General features: G+C 48.1%; 13 protein-coding genes. 5 read left to right on the top strand and 8 right to left on the bottom strand.

Features of this window, described 5'->3' with window-relative positions:
• Positions 1 to 55: 55 nt before the first annotated feature.
• Positions 56 to 3259: a TonB-dependent receptor gene (locus RBK99_RS07060; RefSeq protein WP_317503928.1), complete on the bottom strand. Its 3204-nt coding sequence runs from the start codon at positions 3257 to 3259 to the stop codon at positions 56 to 58.
• A 451-nt stretch (positions 3260 to 3710) separates the two neighbouring features.
• On the opposite strand from RBK99_RS07060, the gene RBK99_RS07055 reads away from it, so the two are divergent.
• Positions 3711 to 4874, top strand: a complete 1164-nt coding sequence (locus tag RBK99_RS07055) for an endonuclease/exonuclease/phosphatase family protein (RefSeq protein ID WP_317503927.1) — start codon at positions 3711 to 3713, stop codon at positions 4872 to 4874.
• Between the two features lie 99 nt (positions 4875 to 4973).
• Complete coding sequence (locus RBK99_RS07050; RefSeq protein WP_317503926.1) at positions 4974 to 5498, top strand: hypothetical protein; 525 nt, start codon at positions 4974 to 4976, stop codon at positions 5496 to 5498.
• Positions 5499 to 5655: 157 nt separating this feature from the next.
• Here the strand turns inward: RBK99_RS07050 and guaA are convergent, their stop codons facing one another.
• From guaA to RBK99_RS07035, 3 genes are all read right to left on the bottom strand, one after another.
• Positions 5656 to 7233 (bottom strand): glutamine-hydrolyzing GMP synthase, encoded by a 1578-nt coding sequence (gene guaA, locus RBK99_RS07045; protein WP_317503925.1) that lies wholly within the window; start codon positions 7231 to 7233, stop codon positions 5656 to 5658.
• Positions 7234 to 7244: 11 nt separating this feature from the next.
• The gene (guaB, locus tag RBK99_RS07040) at positions 7245 to 8714 is read right to left on the bottom strand and encodes an IMP dehydrogenase (protein ID WP_317503924.1); all 1470 of its coding nucleotides are present in this window, start codon (positions 8712 to 8714) and stop codon (positions 7245 to 7247) included.
• A 131-nt stretch (positions 8715 to 8845) separates the two neighbouring features.
• On the bottom strand, positions 8846 to 9199 hold the full coding sequence (locus RBK99_RS07035; RefSeq protein ID WP_317503923.1) for a hypothetical protein: 354 nt from the start codon (positions 9197 to 9199) through the stop codon (positions 8846 to 8848).
• Between the two features lie 242 nt (positions 9200 to 9441).
• On the opposite strand from RBK99_RS07035, the gene RBK99_RS07030 reads away from it, so the two are divergent.
• The 3 genes from RBK99_RS07030 to RBK99_RS07020 all read left to right on the top strand — a co-directional run bounded on the left by RBK99_RS07030 (position 9442) and on the right by RBK99_RS07020 (position 12914).
• Positions 9442 to 9711 carry a helix-turn-helix domain-containing protein gene (locus tag RBK99_RS07030; protein WP_317503922.1) on the top strand — a complete coding sequence of 90 codons (270 nt, stop codon included), beginning with the start codon at positions 9442 to 9444 and terminating at the stop codon, positions 9709 to 9711.
• Positions 9712 to 11022, top strand: a complete 1311-nt coding sequence (locus RBK99_RS07025) for a HipA domain-containing protein (RefSeq protein ID WP_317503921.1) — start codon at positions 9712 to 9714, stop codon at positions 11020 to 11022.
• 161 nt (positions 11023 to 11183) lie between these two features.
• On the top strand, positions 11184 to 12914 hold the full coding sequence (locus tag RBK99_RS07020; protein ID WP_317503920.1) for a DUF5666 domain-containing protein: 1731 nt from the start codon (positions 11184 to 11186) through the stop codon (positions 12912 to 12914).
• Between the two features lie 46 nt (positions 12915 to 12960).
• Here the strand turns inward: RBK99_RS07020 and cysQ are convergent, their stop codons facing one another.
• The 4 genes from cysQ to RBK99_RS07000 form a co-directional block, all read right to left on the bottom strand.
• Positions 12961 to 13695 (bottom strand): 3'(2'),5'-bisphosphate nucleotidase CysQ, encoded by a 735-nt coding sequence (gene cysQ, locus RBK99_RS07015; protein WP_317503919.1) that lies wholly within the window; start codon positions 13693 to 13695, stop codon positions 12961 to 12963.
• Entirely contained in the window at positions 13688 to 14287 is a 600-nt protein-coding gene (gene cysC, locus RBK99_RS07010; RefSeq protein WP_317503918.1) for an adenylyl-sulfate kinase, read from the bottom strand. The genes cysQ and cysC overlap by 8 nt, the downstream gene beginning before the upstream one ends.
• Before the next feature lie 86 nt (positions 14288 to 14373).
• On the bottom strand, positions 14374 to 16359 hold the full coding sequence (locus tag RBK99_RS07005) for a tetratricopeptide repeat-containing sulfotransferase family protein (protein WP_317503917.1): 1986 nt from the start codon (positions 16357 to 16359) through the stop codon (positions 14374 to 14376).
• A gap of 69 nt (positions 16360 to 16428) precedes the next feature.
• Positions 16429 to 18870, bottom strand: a complete 2442-nt coding sequence (locus RBK99_RS07000; protein ID WP_317503916.1) for a TonB-dependent receptor — start codon at positions 18868 to 18870, stop codon at positions 16429 to 16431.
• Positions 18871 to 18929: the final 59 nt, after the last annotated feature.

Below are 18929 nucleotides of genomic sequence, written 5' to 3'. Positions count from 1 at the left end.
TCTGTGAACTACGCTCAAAAAAAAGCCCCACAAAATGTGAGGCTCTGTATTTCCGTTAGAAGGTATAACGAATACCTAACTTAGCGCTCCAGGAGGAGCTGTTTAAGTCGACGGTGTTATAGTTATTCGGATAATAACCATTGTATACCGGATCAATCTGGTACTGACCCGTATCGGACAACCCACCTAAGTCATATAGGTTAACTTGCGGATACTGCAGACGACGCTCAACGCCCCAGTCGCTGTTCAGCAAGTTAGCAAAGTTATCGATGGTCAAATACAAGGTTCCTTTATGACCGTCCATAAAGCCAGGAATGTCCTGTTGAATGCTCAGGTCAATATCCGTTACCCACGGTTGATTGTGCGTATTACGGTCTAAGATGTAGCCACCCGGTTCAATGCCTGCGTTTTCCAGCAACATACTCATTTCATCCCAACTGATTGAGTTAGCCCAGTCAACGTTAGGATCGTTCGGGCCAGTTGGAATGTACGGCAAGTAAGCAGACTGTGAGTAAAAGCCTTCAAATGCGGTATCACCAAAGTCACCGTCCTGATACATGCCCATGGCATAACTGAATGGACGACCTGAGCGGCGCTCGAAGAACATATTGAAGCGAGTCGCGTAGTCAGCAAAGAACTCTTTCTCGTAACCCAGAGTAATTTTCAGGCTGTGCTCAATTTCAAAGTTACCCGTTGCAGTAAAGGCCTGGTTACGGCTTTTCGCAACATAGTGCTTATAGTTACTGGCTGCCTGTGACGACGAACCGGCACCATTATCTTCTACGTCCTGATAAGTGTAACTGGCGGTAAAGCTCAGACCATTTGTCCACTTCTTAGCAAGCGCTTGCGAGAATATATAGCTACGGCCATTTTCAGGCGCATTCGTCAGCATAATGTCGTAGTTCTGCGCGCGGTCACCTTCATAACGTGATTCGTAAATAATACGCTCACCGTCAGCAGCAGTGCCGGCAGGGACAATTGCCGTGTTATACCAAACTGGCTCATCTTGCTTACGAACGTAAAGTAATGAAGTGGTTGCACGGAAACCTTCATCAACATAAGGAATGTCCAGTTCATAATCCAACGCTAACTGAGCGCGCCAGTCGTTTGGCAGATCAAAGTTTGGATCCGTATAGTTGGTGCTGCCGTTGCCTTGTTGCAAAGAGTCCTGAATGGCTTGCGGAACTTCACTGATATCAACGTCTGTACGTCCAACATAGTAGTCAGCAATAGCGCTGGCCGGTGCCTGAACCAGGGTAATACCGTCTTTAGTAAACGGGTTGGTATACCAAACATTAGGCACGCCGCCGTAGAAGCGTCCAATACCACCGCGAACCACTAAACTGCTGTCGGTGTAGTATTTGAAGCTAATGCGTGGCAGGAAGATATCCAGGCCGTCCAGGTTTTCCTGGTTGGTGTAACCATAAGTGTCCTGGAAGTTTTCGTTCAGCGTTGGCGTATCGTCCGAGCTCATGCGCTCATAACGAAGACCCGCATTAATTTCCAGGCTTGGTGTCACGTAGAAGGTGTCACCTACATACATGGCTAAGGTGGTGCGCTCAACTTCATACGCCGCATCTTCAGGGTTGTTAGTGTAAGCGTTCTGGTAAGTGAAATCCCAGTTGCCGTTAAAGTTACCCACTTCTCCGGCTTCAAAGCCAGCAAAGTTATCAAATTCCCAAGTACCCAACGAATCAGGAACGAATTTGTTATACAGGCTCAACCGCTCAATTTCGGTACCAAACACAATTTCGTGGTCGCCCATTAAGTAGGTCGCATCAAAATTGAAAGTTAAGTTATCGTTCTTAGCCACGTTGGCATGACGGTAACGGTCGGTTCCGAAAACAAACGATGGACCTTGATAATATTGTTCAACCGTCACTGAACCAATGTCAGAGTTGGTCAATGAATTCGCTTCAACGTCTTTATAAGTTAAGCCAATTTCAGTGATAAAGTTGGCTGACCAGTCACTGTATAAACGCGCACTAATGTTGTTCATACGGGTGTGATACGTGTAACGGTTAGACGCCAGAGCAATATAGTCGCCGCCAGTCGCGTAGTTACGCTCTGCAGCGTTATCCTGCCACTGATACGTCAGGTCAAAACGATGCGCTTCGTTAATGTTCCAGCTCAGTTTTGTCAGCCATTTACGGTCTTTATCTTCCGGATCACCACCCAGTGAGTCGGTCATGCCGTACTGCTCGTCTAAAATACGCATGAATTCGTTATAATCCGCTTCCGGAATAACGAACTCGTTGGTTGCGCCACTGCCGGCAAAGCCGTAGTCCAGGTCTAGCGTGTTAGTCCACTCTTCATAGCTGGTAAAGAAGAACAGCTTATCTTCAATAATTGGACCGCCAAACGCCAAACCAAAGGTTGACATGGTCTGGTTTGGTTCAACCGAATCGGTATCGTAAGTACGATAACCGTTTTCGTCTAAATCACCGTAGTTTTCACGAATAACGTCAACGTCGCCTTTTAACGAAGGGCTTGAGTATTCATAGAAAACTTCACCTTCAAATTCATTGGTACCCGACTTAGTCACCGCATTGATGGTACCACCAGAAAAGTCACCTTTTTTCACAGAGAAAGGCGCTGCAGATACTGAAATTTGTTCAATGGCACTTAAAGAAACCGGAGGCTGTTCCGTTGGGTAACCGCCATAGTTCAGTCCAAAGTCATCATTTTGACCAATGCCGTCTACGGTCACGCTGTTCATGCGCGGATCGCCACCGGCAATCGTCATTTCGCCAGCGCCGTTAATTGTCACTAACGGGTTAATACGCGCAACGTCTTTCAGGTCACGGTCCATGCTTGGCATGTTGTCGATGGTCTCTTCACCGAAACTGCTACTCGCGCCACCGCTTTCCATAAGCAAAGCCGAGCCGGTAACAACTAAACGTTCCATCTCAGTCGATTGAAGCTGACGAGTCAGGCGATACGTATCGCCTAAGCTTAAGTAGACGTTTTCTAATACCGCGTCGCGGTAGTTTTCTGAATCCAGAACAACCTGATAAGGTCCACCAACACGCAAGCCTTTTGCGGTAAACACACCTTCATCATTGGTGGTAAATTCATTCACCGTGCCCGTTGGCTGGTGAATAATAACAACCTTAGTATTTGCAGCAGGGCTACCTTGCGGGCCAGTAATGACACCACGCATGGACGACGAAGTTTCCTGGGCAAAAGCGCTGGTCGATAATCCTACAGCTAAGGCAACAGCTGCGGAAATTCGACTCACCTTGGAGTTCAATTTCATGGGTTATTTCCTAGTTTTTGAGCAACGATAAAAAGACATTTCGTCAATGGACGAGAAGTTATAAAGAAGAAATGTGACAACTTGATGAAAACGTAAGAAACGAAGGAACTTTTTTGCGAAGACGCTTTTTGCGAGAACAGGAGAGAGAAAAAGGTCGTTCGCTTATTATTTGAGGAGTCCCCTCGGCATAGCAATTGATTCATTACCGGAAAGCTCATCACCTGGCAGGCGTCAAGAGTGCGACAAGAGGTCGGAGCTGTAGGGTATGCGGCTGATTTCATTACGCTCTAAGACATTTTTGTGTCAGATATGTGACATATTTTAATCAAAATATTCGCTCTTGCCTAGTCATTCGGGAACCTTTATTCTCTTGTGCTGTCACAGGCATCTCTCAAACGGTTATCCCATGGGCTTTATGCGGTTTTTAGTTTTTTTAACATTCGTTGTTTTTATGATTCCAATCTCTTTTGATGCACACGCCGGTTCCGAAAGCACCCCACCAGAAACCATCCGGGTGGCGACATTTAACGTCAGTATGGATGCATCAAATTATCTGGACGGGAGTCAGTTACCAATACTGGACCGGTCTCCGTTACCTGAGGTCCTACAACAAAACCACCCACAAATTCGCGGCATTGCTGAGATTCTCCAACGTGTTCGGCCGGACATTGTGTTGCTGAACGAGTTTGATTACGTTGACGCAGACGTTGGCGTTGACGTTTTTCAGCAAAAGTACCTGGGCGTTTCGCAAAACGGACAAAAAACCATTGAGTATCCTTATGCCTACACAGCACCGGTCAATACCGGTGTACCCTCGCCGTTTGACTTAAACCGCGACGGAAAAGCAGAAGGTAAAGGTATCGATGCCTGGGGGTTTGGCTGGTATCCGGGTCAGTACGGTATGGTCATTTTATCCAAGTACCCGTTACTGACTAATGACGCTCGTACTTTCCAGCACTTTTTATGGAAAGACATGCCCAATCGTCACATTCCCTACGTGATGAACGAACAAGGCAAAGCCACAGACCAGCCATGGTATTCCGATAAGATCATGGCGCAGTTTCCGTTGAGTTCTAAATCGCACTGGGACGTGCCGGTAAAGGTCGGCGACAGAGTTATTCATTTACTGGCCGCCCATCCGGTACCTCCAGTATTTGATGGCCCCGAAAACAGCAATGGCATGCGCAATTTTGATGAAATCCGCTTGTTTGCAGATTATCTCACCCCCGGCAGCGACAACTACATCTATGATGACAAAGGAAACCGTGGCGGGCTTGAGAAAGACGCGCCTTTTATTGTTATGGGTGACATGAATGCGTCCGCTGGGTCAGGTGGAATCGACGGTGCCATTGAGCAACTGCTGGAACACCCCCGCGTAAATGACGTGAAACCGCAGAGTAAAGGTGGCCAACAGCATTCCCCGGATAAAAGCGGCTCGCAGTTCCACACTGCCGCCTGGCGCAAACGCATCGACTACGTACTGCCATCAGACAACCTGGTAGTAAAAGATGCCGGTGTGTTCTGGCCAGCGGAGGACGCCCCGGGAGCCAGTTTAATGAACAAACGCAGCGCGTCTTCTGACCATCGCTTAGTTTGGATAGATATTATAAAATAAGGCTACAGCCCTTTATTTTACTGAACCTTTACAGTTTAAGGGCTGTTGAAAAACTCCATGGGTGCGATAATACATTCATCGTATCCAAGGAGGTAAATCATGAAAAAGCTTATACTAACAACCGCTTTACTCGCCAGTAGCTCATTAATGTTTTCCGCTGTCAGTCAGGCTGACGAGGTCAACTACATCAGCGGCGGCTTTTCCGACTTCTACGACTCCGACTTCTATGTAGAAGGCTCCAAAACCATCGCCCCTAACTGGGTGGGTGAAATTCAGCTTAAAGACATGGGTGACTATTCACTTCGCGCCGGAGCTAAATACTTTCTGGACTTAGGTGCCGGTGAGCAATTCAATACCTTCCTGAAAGGTGGGGTCAGTCACTACGACTTTGGCAACAGCGACGACACCAGTGCTTACGCAGGTATTGGCGCTATGACCAAGTTAAGCCAGCAAACCACCGCAATTGTGGACGCCGGTTATGACTGGGGCTTAGACGGTTTTGCATCGGTTGGCGCACGTTTACGCTACGCCTTTACCGATCAGTTCTCTGCTGACGCAGGCTTCCGCGGAAACTTCAACAGTATCGACAACGAAGTTCACTTAGGTGTGACTTACCACTTCTAAGTTAATGAGATAAACAATAGGTATTGGCGTTAGGCCGTTGCAGGAAAATCTGGAGAAAGTGTCAGCGCCAAGGATGGCGCTGCACAAGCCTTACAGGGATGTACTTGCTGGCGTCTTTCGGAAGGTTTCCTGCAACGACCAGTCAATATCTACTTGTTTATTCCCACTCAATGGTTGCAGGTGGTTTACCGGAAATATCGTAGGTTACCCGGGAAATACCGTTCACTTCGTTGATGATCCGGTTAGATACCTTCTCCAGCAACTCATACGGCAAGTGTGCCCAGCGCGCAGTCATAAAGTCGATAGTCTCAACCGCACGAATGGCAATCACCCAATCGTACTTACGCTGATCGCCCATAACCCCTACCGAACGTACCGGCAGGAATACCGCAAACGCCTGACTCACTTTGTTGTACCAGTCGGCATTGTGCAGCTCTTCAATGAAAATCGCATCGGCACGACGCAATAAATCACAGTACTCTTTCTTAATTTCACCCAACACGCGAACACCCAGGCCAGGCCCGGGGAAAGGATGGCGGTACAGCATGTTGTACGGCAGACCTAACTCAAGCCCAATTTTACGCACTTCGTCTTTAAACAACTCGCGCAATGGCTCAACCAGGCTCAGCTTCATGTCTTCAGGCAAACCGCCGACATTGTGGTGCGATTTAATCACATGCGCTTTACCGGTTTTAGAACCGGCAGATTCGATTACGTCAGGGTAAATAGTGCCCTGCGCCAGCCAGTCCACTTCAGTCAGCTTACCGGCTTCTTCATCAAAAATTTCAATGAAGGTGTTACCAATAATCTTACGTTTCTTTTCCGGGTCGTTCTCGCCTTTCAATGCATCTAAAAAGCGATCTTCTGCGCGTACCGGTAAAATGTTCAGACCGTAATGGTCACCGAACATTTCCATTACCTGTTCCGCTTCATTCAAGCGCAGCAAGCCGTTATCCACAAATACGCAGGTTAACTGATCACCAATGGCCTGATGCAGCAACATGGCGGTGACTGACGAATCGACACCGCCCGACAAGCCCAAAATGACTTTATCGGTGCCCACTTGTTCACGAATACGCTCAACCGCGTCATCAATGATTTTTGCCGGCGTCCATTGCTTCTCACAACCACAGATATCACTGACAAAGTGCTCCAGCATCCTCAAACCCTGACGTGTATGCGTTACTTCCGGATGGAACTGAACTCCGTAAAACTGGCGCTCTTCGTCCGCCATGGCCGCATAAGGGCAATACGAGGTTTTGGCTACGGTGTGGAAGCCTTCCGGTATCATTTCCACTTTATCACCGTGGCTCATCCACACATCCAGTAACGGCGCACCCGATTCCGACACCGCATCTTCAATGGCTTTAAACAACGGGCTTTGTTCTACCAGCTCAATTTGAGCATAACCAAATTCGCGCTCTAAGGAGCACTGCACCGAACCGCCCAGCTGGTGCGCCATGGTCTGCATGCCGTAGCAAATACCAAACACAGGTACACCCGCGTTAAATACATAATCCGGCGCACGGGGTGAACCCTCTTCAGCCACGCTTTCCGGACCACCGGATAAAATAATGCCTTTAGGCGCAAAATCCCGAATATCGGCTTCATCAACATCCCACGCCCAAAGCTCACAATAAACGCCAATTTCGCGAATACGGCGGGCAATCAGCTGAGTGTACTGCGAGCCAAAGTCTAAAATTAATATTCGGTGATCATGGATATCTCTAGTCATTGGTCATCCTGTTATGAACTACGGTAATTCGGTGCTTCTTTGGTAATGTGCACATCGTGTACGTGTGACTCGCCCATGCCGGCAGCGGTGACTTTCACAAACTGCGGCTTGGTGCGCATGTCTTCAATTGTCGGACAACCGGTTAAGCCCATAGCTGAACGCAGGCCACCCATTTGCTGGTGGATAATCGCGGAGATAGGGCCTTTGTAGGCAATGCGCCCTTCTATTCCTTCCGGCACCAGTTTATCGGCCTCGTTGCTTTTCTGGAAGTAGCGGTCAGACGAACCGTTGCGTTGGTCCATGGCACCTAAGCTGCCCATACCACGGTACGATTTATAATAACGTCCCTGATACAGTTCAACTTCACCCGGCGATTCTTCGGTACCCGCCAGCATACTGCCAACCATGACGCAGTGAGCGCCAGCCGCAAGAGCTTTAGCAATATCGCCCGAGAAGCGAATGCCGCCATCGGCAATAATAGGAACACCGGAGCCTTTCAGCGCATCAACGGCGTCACTAATGGCACTAATTTGGGGAACACCACAACCGGTGACAATACGCGTGGTACAAATAGAACCCGGGCCAATGCCCACTTTCACAGCATCGACGCCTGCTTCCACCAATGCTTTCGCGCCCGCAGCGGTTGCCACGTTACCGGCAATAATTTGTAAGTTCGGGTAGTCTTTACGAGTTTGCTTAACGCGATCCAGTACGCCCTGAGAATGCCCGTGCGAAGTGTCAATCAACAGTACGTCAACGCCGGCATCAACCAGCAGTTGAATACGCTCTTCCGTACCCGCACCAACGCCAACCGCAGCACCCACACGAAGAGAGCCAAGCTCATCTTTACAGGCGTTAGGTTTGTTTTCCGCTTTTTCAAAGTCTTTCAGAGTGATCATGCCCTTCAGCTTGTGCGCGTCATCCACAACCAGAATCTTTTCTATGCGGTGTTTGTGCATAAGCTGCAAAATTTCTTCGCTTTCTGCCGTTTCATGCACAGTAACCAAGCGGTCTTTACCCGTCATTACGTGGGAAATTTCTTTGCTGTCGTCGTCTTCAAAACGCGTGTCACGGCCGGTAACAATACCGACTAAATCGCCATTTTTCTCAATAACAGGGAAACCCTGAAAACCATGCTCGGCAGTCAGTTCTTTAATTTCGCCAATGGTGGTTGTGGGTTGCACAGTGACCGGGTCAGAAACCATACCACTTTCGTATTTTTTCACTTTACGAACGTGCGCAGCCTGCTGCTCTGGGGTCATATTCTTGTGGATAAAGCCAATTCCGCCTTCCTGCGCCAGCGCAATAGCCAGTGCCGATTCAGTAACGGTATCCATCGCGGCCGAAACCAGCGGAATATTCATGGAAATTCCACGCGTTAATTGCGTGCGTAAATCAGCGGTATGGGGGAGAACTTCGGAATGACCGGGAACGAGCAAAACGTCGTCAAAGGTCAAGGCTTCTTGGGCAATTCGCAGCATTTGCAACACTCCGTGACTGGATTCATGTTGCGGGTGGATTTTACCCGTTTAGTGCATGGAATGCAAGCAGCCTGACGTTTACGCCAGGAAAGATATCTCACCTGACATAAATGTAAGGCTACCTCTCTACATTAAGGTATCCAGCAAACACCACCTTTTAACTGAGGTTGTGGCTCTGGTATGTGCTGACAGGTTGAATAACCCGTTTTTGCGTCTTCCTTAGCCTTTTCATTATAGCGGTGAATGGTATCCATCAGTGCCCGTTCATCGGTAATGCTTTCACGGCTGTACACCACATAGCTTTCCGGCCCGCCGCAGGCCTTTTTTCCTACCGGCAGCACTTTGCAACTTTCAATCGTCTGCGCTTTTGGCGTACCAATAAGCGCTTGTATGTCAGCCATAGTCACGGGTTCATTCTGCGCAGACTGTGCGCTGCTACAACCAGCTAACAACAGCATTGTTATAAAAGCTAAAAATAATTTCATTAAGTCGTCTCCCTTCGTACTAAATGATTGTACTCAATATTCGTACTTCACCAGTGTATGCATGAGGCTAGTATTTATCCACTAAAGAGATTTCTTTTACATTAATATAATCACTTAAATCGGTGACTATATAAACTCAAGCACACATGAATACATTTAATACCCGATACCAGTTAATTTATATTGAAAAACACTAAAAAGCACCTATAATCACTTAAGTCGGTGAATAAAAGGAAGATGGTATGCCCAAACGCGTTAAAGCAACAGAAACACCCAATGTATCTGCCATTACAACCCCAGAGATACTAGGGCAACTTATCAAAGCTAAGCGTACCGGTATGAACCTAAAGCTTCGTGACTGCGCAGCGCTTTGCGGTGTGGGCGTAAATACCTTGTCCCGCCTTGAGCGTGGCAACCCCAATACGACTCTCACCGCGGCCTTTTCTGTACTACAAGGCCTGGGCATTCAATTAACAGTAAAGTCGGACGCCTCAACCGAGGAGTGGGTGTAAATGCTGCATTCGGTTAATATCCGCTACGGCGAGAGTGTTATCGGTCATATCGGTCTTAGTGAAGCAACCAAACTTCCTATCATAGAATACCAACAAAACTGGAAGGATAACGGCTTCCCCATAACGCCTTCACTGTCTTTCCAGGGCGCTAATTCACCGGCCAGTGTGTATAACTATTTAGATAACTTACTGCCCGAAGGCAAAGCCAGAGAGCTTTTGGCACAGGACTTAGGGGTCAGTGAAAGAAACGTTTTTGCGCAGATCCTGACTCTGGGCCATGACGTATCCGGCGCCTTTGTATTCAGTAATGAAGCAGCTTCCGCTCACCCAATTTTCCGGGTGATTCCGCAACAGGAAATGATAAAACGCCTTGAGCAAAAAGAAGATTTTGGACTGCTGCACTGGGACGACAAACCCCGTCTGAGTGTTGCCGGTGTGCAAGACAAACTGAATGTTTATATAAAACCTGACGGCCAAATTGGGTTTGGCGATGGTTCGTTATCCTCTACACACATTCTAAAATTTGAGCGTGCCAACTTACCCAATCTGGTATTAAACGAATATATTTGCATGCAGCTGGCAAAACTGTCTGGATTACCTGTTGCATATACTGAATTTAAACGCTTTGGACCATTCCCAGCCCTTTTAGTGACACGTTTTGACCGCCATTATGATGCACAAAAGCAAAGGGTTCTGCGTCGTCACGTTATAGACGGATGCCAGGCATTAGACTTGCCCCGTGACTATAAGTACGAACGCAATTTTGGTGACGGCCGCGACGTTAAACATATTCGTGATGGTGCCAGCCTGGCTAAGCTGTTTAATTTTTGTCAAACCTCAGTCAACCCAGCGCAAAATACCATGAGGCTTTTAAAATGGCAGTTATTTAACCTAATGATCAGTAACTACGACAGTCACGCTAAAAACGTCTCGTTTTTTTGGGGCCGTGACCGTTGCGACTTCACACGAAGTTATGACTTAGTTAACGTTGCCATGTTTCCCCAATTTAAACAGGTGTTGGCGATGGCTGTGGGGGATGAGTTTGAACCCAGAGATATAAACGCTTACCAACTTGCTGACTTTGCCGAAAACTGCGGCTTAAAACGCCAGCTTGTCATTGAGTCACTGCGTGAATTATCAACTCGCGTTCTGCAAGTAATCGGTACACACAGCTTTGCAGAAGAGCTTGAGCAAAAGCGGCTTATATCTCAGGAAGAGATAAGCTATGTGGGCGAGTTAATAGAAAACATCAAGCTTCGCACAATGCAGTTACAAGCCTGTGCAGATGATATCGCTGATGTGAGTCTGTGACCTGGCAATGCAACGCAAAAAAATAAAATCACTAATTACGCTTTGAAACATTTTGTAACATCTACATAACGTAACGGTTACTCAAATTTATCAGTGACAAAGCCAACGAACCTCCTATACATTGGGTAAAAGCTAACCAAACGTAAACATGAGGTACCATTATGCGTTTTAAACATTCCCTTTTAGTCGCGGCTATAGCAGGTACTCTGTCTGCGTGCGGTGGCTCCAGTGAATCATCCACCGACACTAGCAGCGGCAATACCAGCGACAACAACACAGCAACCACCACAACGGTTGTTACCGAAGGGGTTATTACTGGTTTTGGTAGTGTATACGTTAACGGTCAACGTTACCGCTCTGAAAACGCAACCATCGCGGTCGGTAATTCTCCGGCCGCTGAAGAAGCCCAACTGAAAGTGGGCATGGTTGTCAGGGTAGCAGCCTCAGCTTCAAGCAACGGCGAAGACCCGGAAGCGGAACAAATTACCTACGAAGAGAGCCTGCAAGGCCCTGTCAGTTTTATCGACACCGCTGCTGAGCAAATTGAAGTGTTAGGTCAAACAGTTATTTACGACGACTTAACCGAATTCGAAGGCACTGATATTGACACATTAACCGTCGGTGAATTTGTTGAAATTAGTGGCTATATTAATGAAAACGGTGAGTTTTACGCCACTTTGGTTGAGTTAGAAACTGACGAAACAGAAATTAAACTAACCGGCAATATTGCTAACTTAGACGCCGATGCAACCACCTTTACTCTCGGTGGCTTAACCATTAATTACTCTGAAGCGCAGTTTGAGGACATGGTCGCTGCCGACCTCGCCAACGAGCTTTTCGTAAAGGTCGAGGGTGAAACCTATGACAGCGAAACCTTGACCTTAACCGCCACAACTATCGAAAATAAAGAAGACACTGAGCTTGCAGAAGACACCGACGAAGTCACTATTGCCGGTATCGTTAAAAATTACGACGCTGATGCGGGTACTTTTACCGTGAATCGCTACGACTTTGTTCTGGGTGACAATACAGAATTTGAAGATGGTACCGTCGACACCCTTGCCAATGGCATTATTGTCAAAGTTGAAGCCGCTTTAGACGGCGACCAATTAGTGGCAGGGGAAGTTGAATTTAAAGCCAAAAAAGCCCGCAGCAAAGTGGAAGGCAGCGTCACCGACCTTAACACAGAGGCTATGACATTTGTGTTAAATGGCACCACCTATGCGGTCACACCAGAAACACAATACGAAGATGAGTCAGACCTTGAAGAACGTCAATTCACATTCGATAACATTGCTGTCAACAACTGGCTTAAAGTGTTTTCGCGTCAGGATGACGAAGGTAATGCCATCGCACTTAAAGTAAAACGCATTAACGAAGAGGCACGTGAAGGCGAAGTGAAAGGCCGTGCAACCGATGTCACTACCGAAGGTATGACCGTAGCCAATGTCGCTGTTACTTTTGATTCAGATACTGAGTTTAAAAACGAAGACGGTAACTTGGCTATTGAGCGCCTGGTTGAATTAGCGGGAACTCAGAATGCAGTTATTGTAGAAGTGGAAGGCTCATACGTTGACAATTCACTGGTCGCAACTGAAGTTGAAGTTGAAGCTATCAGTGGTGACGGAGATGATGACCGCCCTGACAAAACAGGACGCGCCGAGTTCAAGGGTGATATTGAATCCATCGAAGGCGACCTTGTATTTGTTAACGGAAAGGAACTTCGCCTAACGGGCAGCACAGAGTTCAAACTGAACGATGAGGAGGTTGATCTTCAAACCTTCTATAACGCGCTTGAAGTAGGAACCGTCATTGAAATAGAAGGCATTTGGGTCGACCAGACTTACATTGACGTCAAAGAAGCCGAAATCGAAACAGAAGAAGACGAATAGTCTTAGGTAGTTTGCGGCCTGAAGCTAGTGCGTCAGGCCGCTGTCCTTATTTCGCAATAAAATAAGGGTTAAGGTAGTCTTCTTTTTGGTTATACAGCAGTGGTTCGCCGTTGACCCTCGCCACCTCCCCACCGGCAGCACTCAGCACGGCATGCGCGGCAGCAGTATCCCACTCGCAGGTGGGGCCTAAGCGTGGATAGATGTCGGCTTTACCTTCGCCCACCAGGCAAATTTTCAGCGAACTGCCCATCGGCACCATTTCGTAAGGCTTACCTAAAGCATTCAGCCAGTCGATAGTTTCCTGTGAAGGGTGCGAACGCGACCCCACTACACGCAACGCCTCCGGCTCGCGTTTTGTTACCGAAATAGCCTCATCGTTTAAAAATGCGCCGCGGTCACGCTCGCCAGTATACATGGCATCCAGTACCGGGGCGTAAACCACGCCCATAATTGGCACGCCTTTTTCTATCAACGCAATGTTAACGGTAAATTCACCGTTACGCTTAATAAACTCTTTAGTGCCATCTAACGGGTCAACCAACCAATAACGACACCAATGCTTACGCTGTTCCCAGCTTATGTCTGACGACTCTTCCGAAATAACCGGGTATTGAGTTTCCAAAGCCCGCAGGCCGTCACAAATGATATTATGTGCCGCCAGATCGGCCTTGGTTAACGGGCTGTCATCGCCTTTTTTCTGCACATCAAAGTCATCACTTTGGTAAATATCCATAATGGCCGCGCCAGCGTCGCGGGCAATCTTTTTTACTTCTTCAAGCATGGTGAATAGTTCCTTTATCCATTAAATATTGCACCACTTGTTCAGCGGCCTGCTCAATGTCCATTTCAGCGGTTTTTAAATGTACTTCGGGTCGCTTAGGCGCCTCGTAGGGTGAGGAAATACCGGTGAAATGCGGAATATCGCCTGCACGCGCCTTTTTATACAAACCTTTAGGGTCACGCTGTTCACAAATTTCCAAAGGCGTGTCCACAAATACTTCAATAAACCCGCTTCCCGCCAGTTCGCGTGCCTGCGCCCTGTCTGCAATAAAGGGTGAAATAAACGCAGTACCCACTATCAACCCGGCATCCAGGAACAAGCGGCTGACTTCAGTAATGCGCCGAATGTTCTCTACCCGGTCGGTATCGTTAAAGCCTAAGTCTCTGTTTAAACCGTGGCGCACGTTGTCGCCGTCCAGCAAGTAGGTGTGGCAGCCCAACTCAAACAGCTTACGATCAACCGCATTAGCAATGGTCGACTTACCCGAGCCACTTAAACCGGTGTACCACAGCAAGGCCGGTTGGTGCTTCTTTTGCGCTACGCGGTCATCATGTGACACTGCAGCATCGTGCCAGACAATGTTATCGGTCATGTAATTTTTCATTCAAAAAGTGATGCTCAAATTGTACCGTAAATGTGACGCATTGCGTAGCCTAAGGTTCACGTCAGGAGCAGTACCTACCGTTTGTCCCACTGCTCAATAAGCTCTGCACCCAAGGCCTCTTGCAGCGGCTTTAACTCAGCTTCAAACTTCCGCCACTGGCCAACACCTTTGGCATTAATCGGTTGTCTTACCTGCTCAGAACTGGCGGTTTTCACCCGCCGTTCAGCCTTATGCGACTGCAGGCACTGAGGCTCTAGCGGCAACTCCAGATACTCAAACAGCGCTTTAATTTCGGCTTCCGGGTCGTCCACCAACTGCTCATGAATGACCGTATGAATGCTGCCCGGGTACACCTGTTTCCAATGAGCCATCAGTGTCACATAGTCGCGATAGTAGCTGGCCAACATATCGAGGCCGTAACTGAACTCCTGCCCCTCAGCAAACAACTGCTTATACGCACTGAAACAGCAATCCATAGGATTACGTCTGGCGTCGATGATCTTCGCGTGCGGAAGTAACGTCTTAATCAGTCCAATATGACGAAAGTTGTTGGGCATCTTATCGGTGAAGAACGGCGCGCCCGTTCGGTACGCTTCGGTTTCAGTTAAGTAACGTTCGCCCAACTGGGTCAGCTTCTCGGTCGATAACTCATCCAGTACATAAGGGTATTTTGGCTTCTCTGCCTGCACCTGACGACCGTTAAGTGAATGCGCTATGGCCGGAATATTCGGCAACTCCAGCGTCCCTTCAATTTTAGAGTGCGCCGCCAGTATTTGCTCTAACAACGTAGAGCCTGCGCGGGGCAGCCCCACAATAAATATCGGGGTGGCCTCGGAATTAAGCAACACACTGGGTAGCTGGCTCACCCTTTCCCCGGTAAAGTAGTCTCTTTGCGCTTCAATGCGCTGGGTCAGCACTTCGGGTTTAAACTGACTGGTCTCGCGTTTTAACTCATTGCCCTGCCGATAAAACTCAAAACTTTTAGAGGGCTCACCTTGTTGCTCATAGGCTTTCCCCAGGGCAAAGCAAAAATGAATTCTGTCGTTTAAATGCGTACGCGAGTCTCCTGCGGCTGTCTCCATGCTCACAATTTCGCTGTCACTGAATTGATACGTTTTTAGGTTGGCAAGACTCCAGTAAGCATCGCCGAAATCGGGCCGTTCCCGGTACGCGTTCTGATAGCTCTGTATGGCGTCCTGTTGTCGACCAATGGCTTTTAATAAATGCCCCTTAGCCACGTAAGTTCCCGCAACGTCTTCAATAGCCTGCTCGGTGATCAGTTCTTCGTATAGCGCCAATGCCTGTTCATCGTAGTCTAAAGACGCGGCTAAATTAGCAAACAGTGCTTTATACAGTGGGTTATTGGGCTCCTTTTCAAGCAGGGCTTGTGCGTGCTTATAAGCCTCACCGTGTTTTTGCCTGCGCTGCAATACCTTAATGTAATCAAATTTGGCCAAGTCGTAATCTGGCTCTAATACCAGCACGCTCTCCAGTAGAAACTCAGCGTCGTTTAATATATCGAGCTGAGAGCCGATATTCGCCAGGGTACGCATCGCTTCAATATGGTGCGGATTGCTCTGCAAGAAAGCACGACACAGCTTCTCTGCTTTGTAATATTTGCCTTCATGATACAGGTTCAAGGCGGCCAGAACCGGTTTCGGCTGACGCAGCAAAAAGTTCGCTTGTTGCTGGTTACGCTCTGCCTGCCCGGCATTATTGTTACTGGCTTCCAGCTTTGCGGCAGAAGCCCAGCTTGCATGTAGCGCCGGGTTTAACCGAATCGCCTGGTAATAATTATCTAATGCGTCTGCGGTTTTTCCCTGCGCTTTTTGGGTATGAGCCAGTTCCTGAAACGCGCGTCCGTATTCAGGCCACTCGGCAAGCAACGTCTGCAAAGTGGTTGCCGCGTTCTCTAACTGGCCTAAATAACGATAAGCAACCGCCTCATAATACAGCGACTCTTTATAAGCCTCGCCTGACAATTCATAACGCTCTTGCTTTAAGACTGTCAGCCCCTGCTCAAATTGGTTCTGCGCAAACAGCTTTTTTATATGCTCCATAACGACAATTATTTCCTTTCATGAAAAAAGGGGCCAATACAGGCCCCTTATCCAGACTACCTTACCTTATCAATAGAATGAGTAAGATACTGACAAGCCGATTGACCGAGGACGGTTGGTTGTCGTTCTCAAGATATCGTCTTGTGTGTTGGTATACAACTCAGCACGCTCATCGGTGATGTTTTTGATGTAAAGCTTAGCGCTCCACTGGTCTTTCATCACACCAATTGAGGCATTACCAATGTTGTACGACTCTTGCTTACCACCCGCTTGTTCCACTTCAGCGGCCACCAGTGATGGGTAAGTCTCGCCAGCGTAAATCCAGCCGACTTGAGCGAAAGCATCCCACTTGTTCTGCAGCGTCCAGGTATAACGACCGCGAAGGTTACCCTGCACTTTCGGCGTTAATGGCAGCTCAGAGCCAATCGGTAGTGTCCGGACAATGCCCTGACCCGTGCTAACCAGCTCCGTGTCGTTGTAAGACAACGCACCGCTAAACGTAAAGTTGTCGGTCATACGCCAAGTAAAGTCGGTTTCCAGACCGCGAATTTCTGAGCTCGCTGCGTTATCAACAAAGGTCAGAATAGAAATGTCGGTATCCAAACGCGTAATCTGCATGTCGTTCCACTCGACATAATACGCACTACCATTCCAACGCAACGAGTTGTCCAGCATTAGCGATTTCCAGCCAAACTCATAGTTTACGACTTCATCTGACTCGTAAACGGTATTGACCGATTCACCTGCGTCATTAGTCGCCCCACCAGCGCGGTTAAACCCGCCCGGACGGAAACCTTCCGAGTAAGTTGCGAAGAACAACGTTTCCGGTGTGTACTGATAGCTGACCGTGAACTTCGGGATCACGTCGTCTTGTTCAAGCGGCTGGTCGGTATGACCGGCGGTTGAATTGTAATCGCGCCCGGCATCGCCATCGGTGCCTTTTGAGGCAAAGCTCGACTGACCATAGAAGTCAGACTCCATGTCATACCAGCGCAAACCGACCGTACCAGACCATTTTTCAGTGAAGTCATAAGTGAATTCCCCGAAAAGCGCTATTTGCTCTTCTGTACGGGTAATGTCATTGAAGAAGCCAACACGAGGTGGGCGAGTATTCGGATTATTTGCGTACACACCTTCTATTGGTGCATTGGGTACAAAACCGAGTTCTTCAGGGTTAGAAAAGTAGACGTAGTCGTCTTGAGTGTTAATTTCGAAGTCGTCATAAAACACACCCGCAGTAATGCGCGCATTATCAGTAAAGTCATAATTTATGCGAGCTTCCTGCGTGAACCGTTCGTGTTCCTGATAGCCTTTAAACCCTTTGGTTGGATCGACACAGTTTTCCGCCATGCCATCATCGCCATAATTACAGGTGTAATAAACGATGTAAGTACCGGAGGTGTTGTAACCGGTATAATCCACTGACTGTTCAATTTCACGGTTTAAGTAGCCACCGGTATAAAGCACTTCCAGCGCACCTAAACGCCCTTCGAGAGTCCAGGTGGTTAAATCAAAGCTGTCTTCTAGCTCATCAGGGTAATAGCGCTCAACGTCTAAGTCGCCAACCGAGGGGTCGTAGTCAAACACACCATCAGCGCCTAAGTCCTGCGCCTGATGTTGCAACAACAGCTCCCAGTTGGTGTTGATCATGTACTTAGCACTCAGACGGAAGCCTTTGTAATAGCTGTCGTTAAAGTCTTCTTCCGCCAGGTGAGTATTAAACGCACTGGTGAACTCGGTACCGCTATCCACTAACGCTTCCATGGACGGATCCATTGGGCGGTAGTTCGGATTGTTCGGATCAATCGAGAATTCGCCTGCCACGTTGTCGATATAACCACCGCGGTTCACATTATAAAATGCGCCGCGAACGGCTAAATCACTGGTCACCGGGATATTAATATACCCTTCGGCAGAGCTGCTCATTTCCCCTTCAGCCATGGTTTCGAAACCGGTCGTGAAACCTGCTTCAAACGCTCCTAAAACGGGCTTTTTAGTAATGTAGCGAATAGTACCTGCTTGAGAGCTTGCACCAAACAAGGTGCCCTGCGGCCCGGGTAAGACTTCAATGCGCTGCAAGTCAGTTGCGTACACATCGAGGTTACGTCCGGGTGCCGTTACCGGCTGCTCGTCAACATACAGAGCAACGTTTGGCATAGTGCCCTGCGCGCCTGACAGCATAACGGTGATAGGCTGAATGGCCATGCCACGAATAAAGATGTCATTCTGTCCGGGGCCCCGGCCACTCGAAGTAACATTCGGTACATATTGTGCGTAGTCGCCAAAGTTCCCGATATTCAGTTTTTTTAAATCGCGGGAGCTCATCGCCTGCACAGCGGTTGGGGTTTTTTGAATATTCGTCGTGCGCTTAGTTGCGGTGACGTTGATGGTTTCAATCTTTTTAGAATTTTCTGCCTCTTCTTGCTGCACGTCCTGTTCCTGTGCAACTACTGACGAAGAAGCAGTTAAGGCTATAAAGATAGCTGAACTCACTTTACTGTATTTAAACATGGGTTCTCCCAGTTTGGATGTGAAAATCTCCTTTAAAAAGACGGATACGTCTGTTTCAA

The organism is Idiomarina solivarensis (genome assembly GCF_033052755.1).
In the GTDB taxonomy this organism is placed as follows: Bacteria; Pseudomonadota; Gammaproteobacteria; order Enterobacterales; family Alteromonadaceae; genus Idiomarina.
The sequence above is the reverse complement of the archived record's forward strand: the minus strand, read 5'-3'. Positions and strand labels throughout refer to the sequence as shown.

What these genes read in the sequence shown, in the direction of transcription:
- RBK99_RS07060 (WP_317503928.1), bottom strand. Translation starts at nt 3,259, where the DNA reads ATGAAATTGAACTCCAAGGTGAGTCGAATTTCCGCAGCTGTTGCCTTA.
- RBK99_RS07020 (WP_317503920.1), top strand. Translation starts at nt 11,184, where the DNA reads ATGCGTTTTAAACATTCCCTTTTAGTCGCGGCTATAGCAGGTACTCTG.
- guaA (WP_317503925.1), bottom strand. Translation starts at nt 7,233, where the DNA reads ATGACTAGAGATATCCATGATCACCGAATATTAATTTTAGACTTTGGC.
- cysC (WP_317503918.1), bottom strand. Translation starts at nt 14,287, where the DNA reads ATGACCGATAACATTGTCTGGCACGATGCTGCAGTGTCACATGATGAC.
- RBK99_RS07050 (WP_317503926.1), top strand. Translation starts at nt 4,974, where the DNA reads ATGAAAAAGCTTATACTAACAACCGCTTTACTCGCCAGTAGCTCATTA.
- RBK99_RS07030 (WP_317503922.1), top strand. Translation starts at nt 9,442, where the DNA reads ATGCCCAAACGCGTTAAAGCAACAGAAACACCCAATGTATCTGCCATT.
- RBK99_RS07000 (WP_317503916.1), bottom strand. Translation starts at nt 18,870, where the DNA reads ATGTTTAAATACAGTAAAGTGAGTTCAGCTATCTTTATAGCCTTAACT.
- RBK99_RS07055 (WP_317503927.1), top strand. Translation starts at nt 3,711, where the DNA reads ATGATTCCAATCTCTTTTGATGCACACGCCGGTTCCGAAAGCACCCCA.
- guaB (WP_317503924.1), bottom strand. Translation starts at nt 8,714, where the DNA reads ATGCTGCGAATTGCCCAAGAAGCCTTGACCTTTGACGACGTTTTGCTC.
- RBK99_RS07035 (WP_317503923.1), bottom strand. Translation starts at nt 9,199, where the DNA reads ATGAAATTATTTTTAGCTTTTATAACAATGCTGTTGTTAGCTGGTTGT.
- RBK99_RS07005 (WP_317503917.1), bottom strand. Translation starts at nt 16,359, where the DNA reads ATGGAGCATATAAAAAAGCTGTTTGCGCAGAACCAATTTGAGCAGGGG.
- cysQ (WP_317503919.1), bottom strand. Translation starts at nt 13,695, where the DNA reads ATGCTTGAAGAAGTAAAAAAGATTGCCCGCGACGCTGGCGCGGCCATT.
- RBK99_RS07025 (WP_317503921.1), top strand. Translation starts at nt 9,712, where the DNA reads ATGCTGCATTCGGTTAATATCCGCTACGGCGAGAGTGTTATCGGTCAT.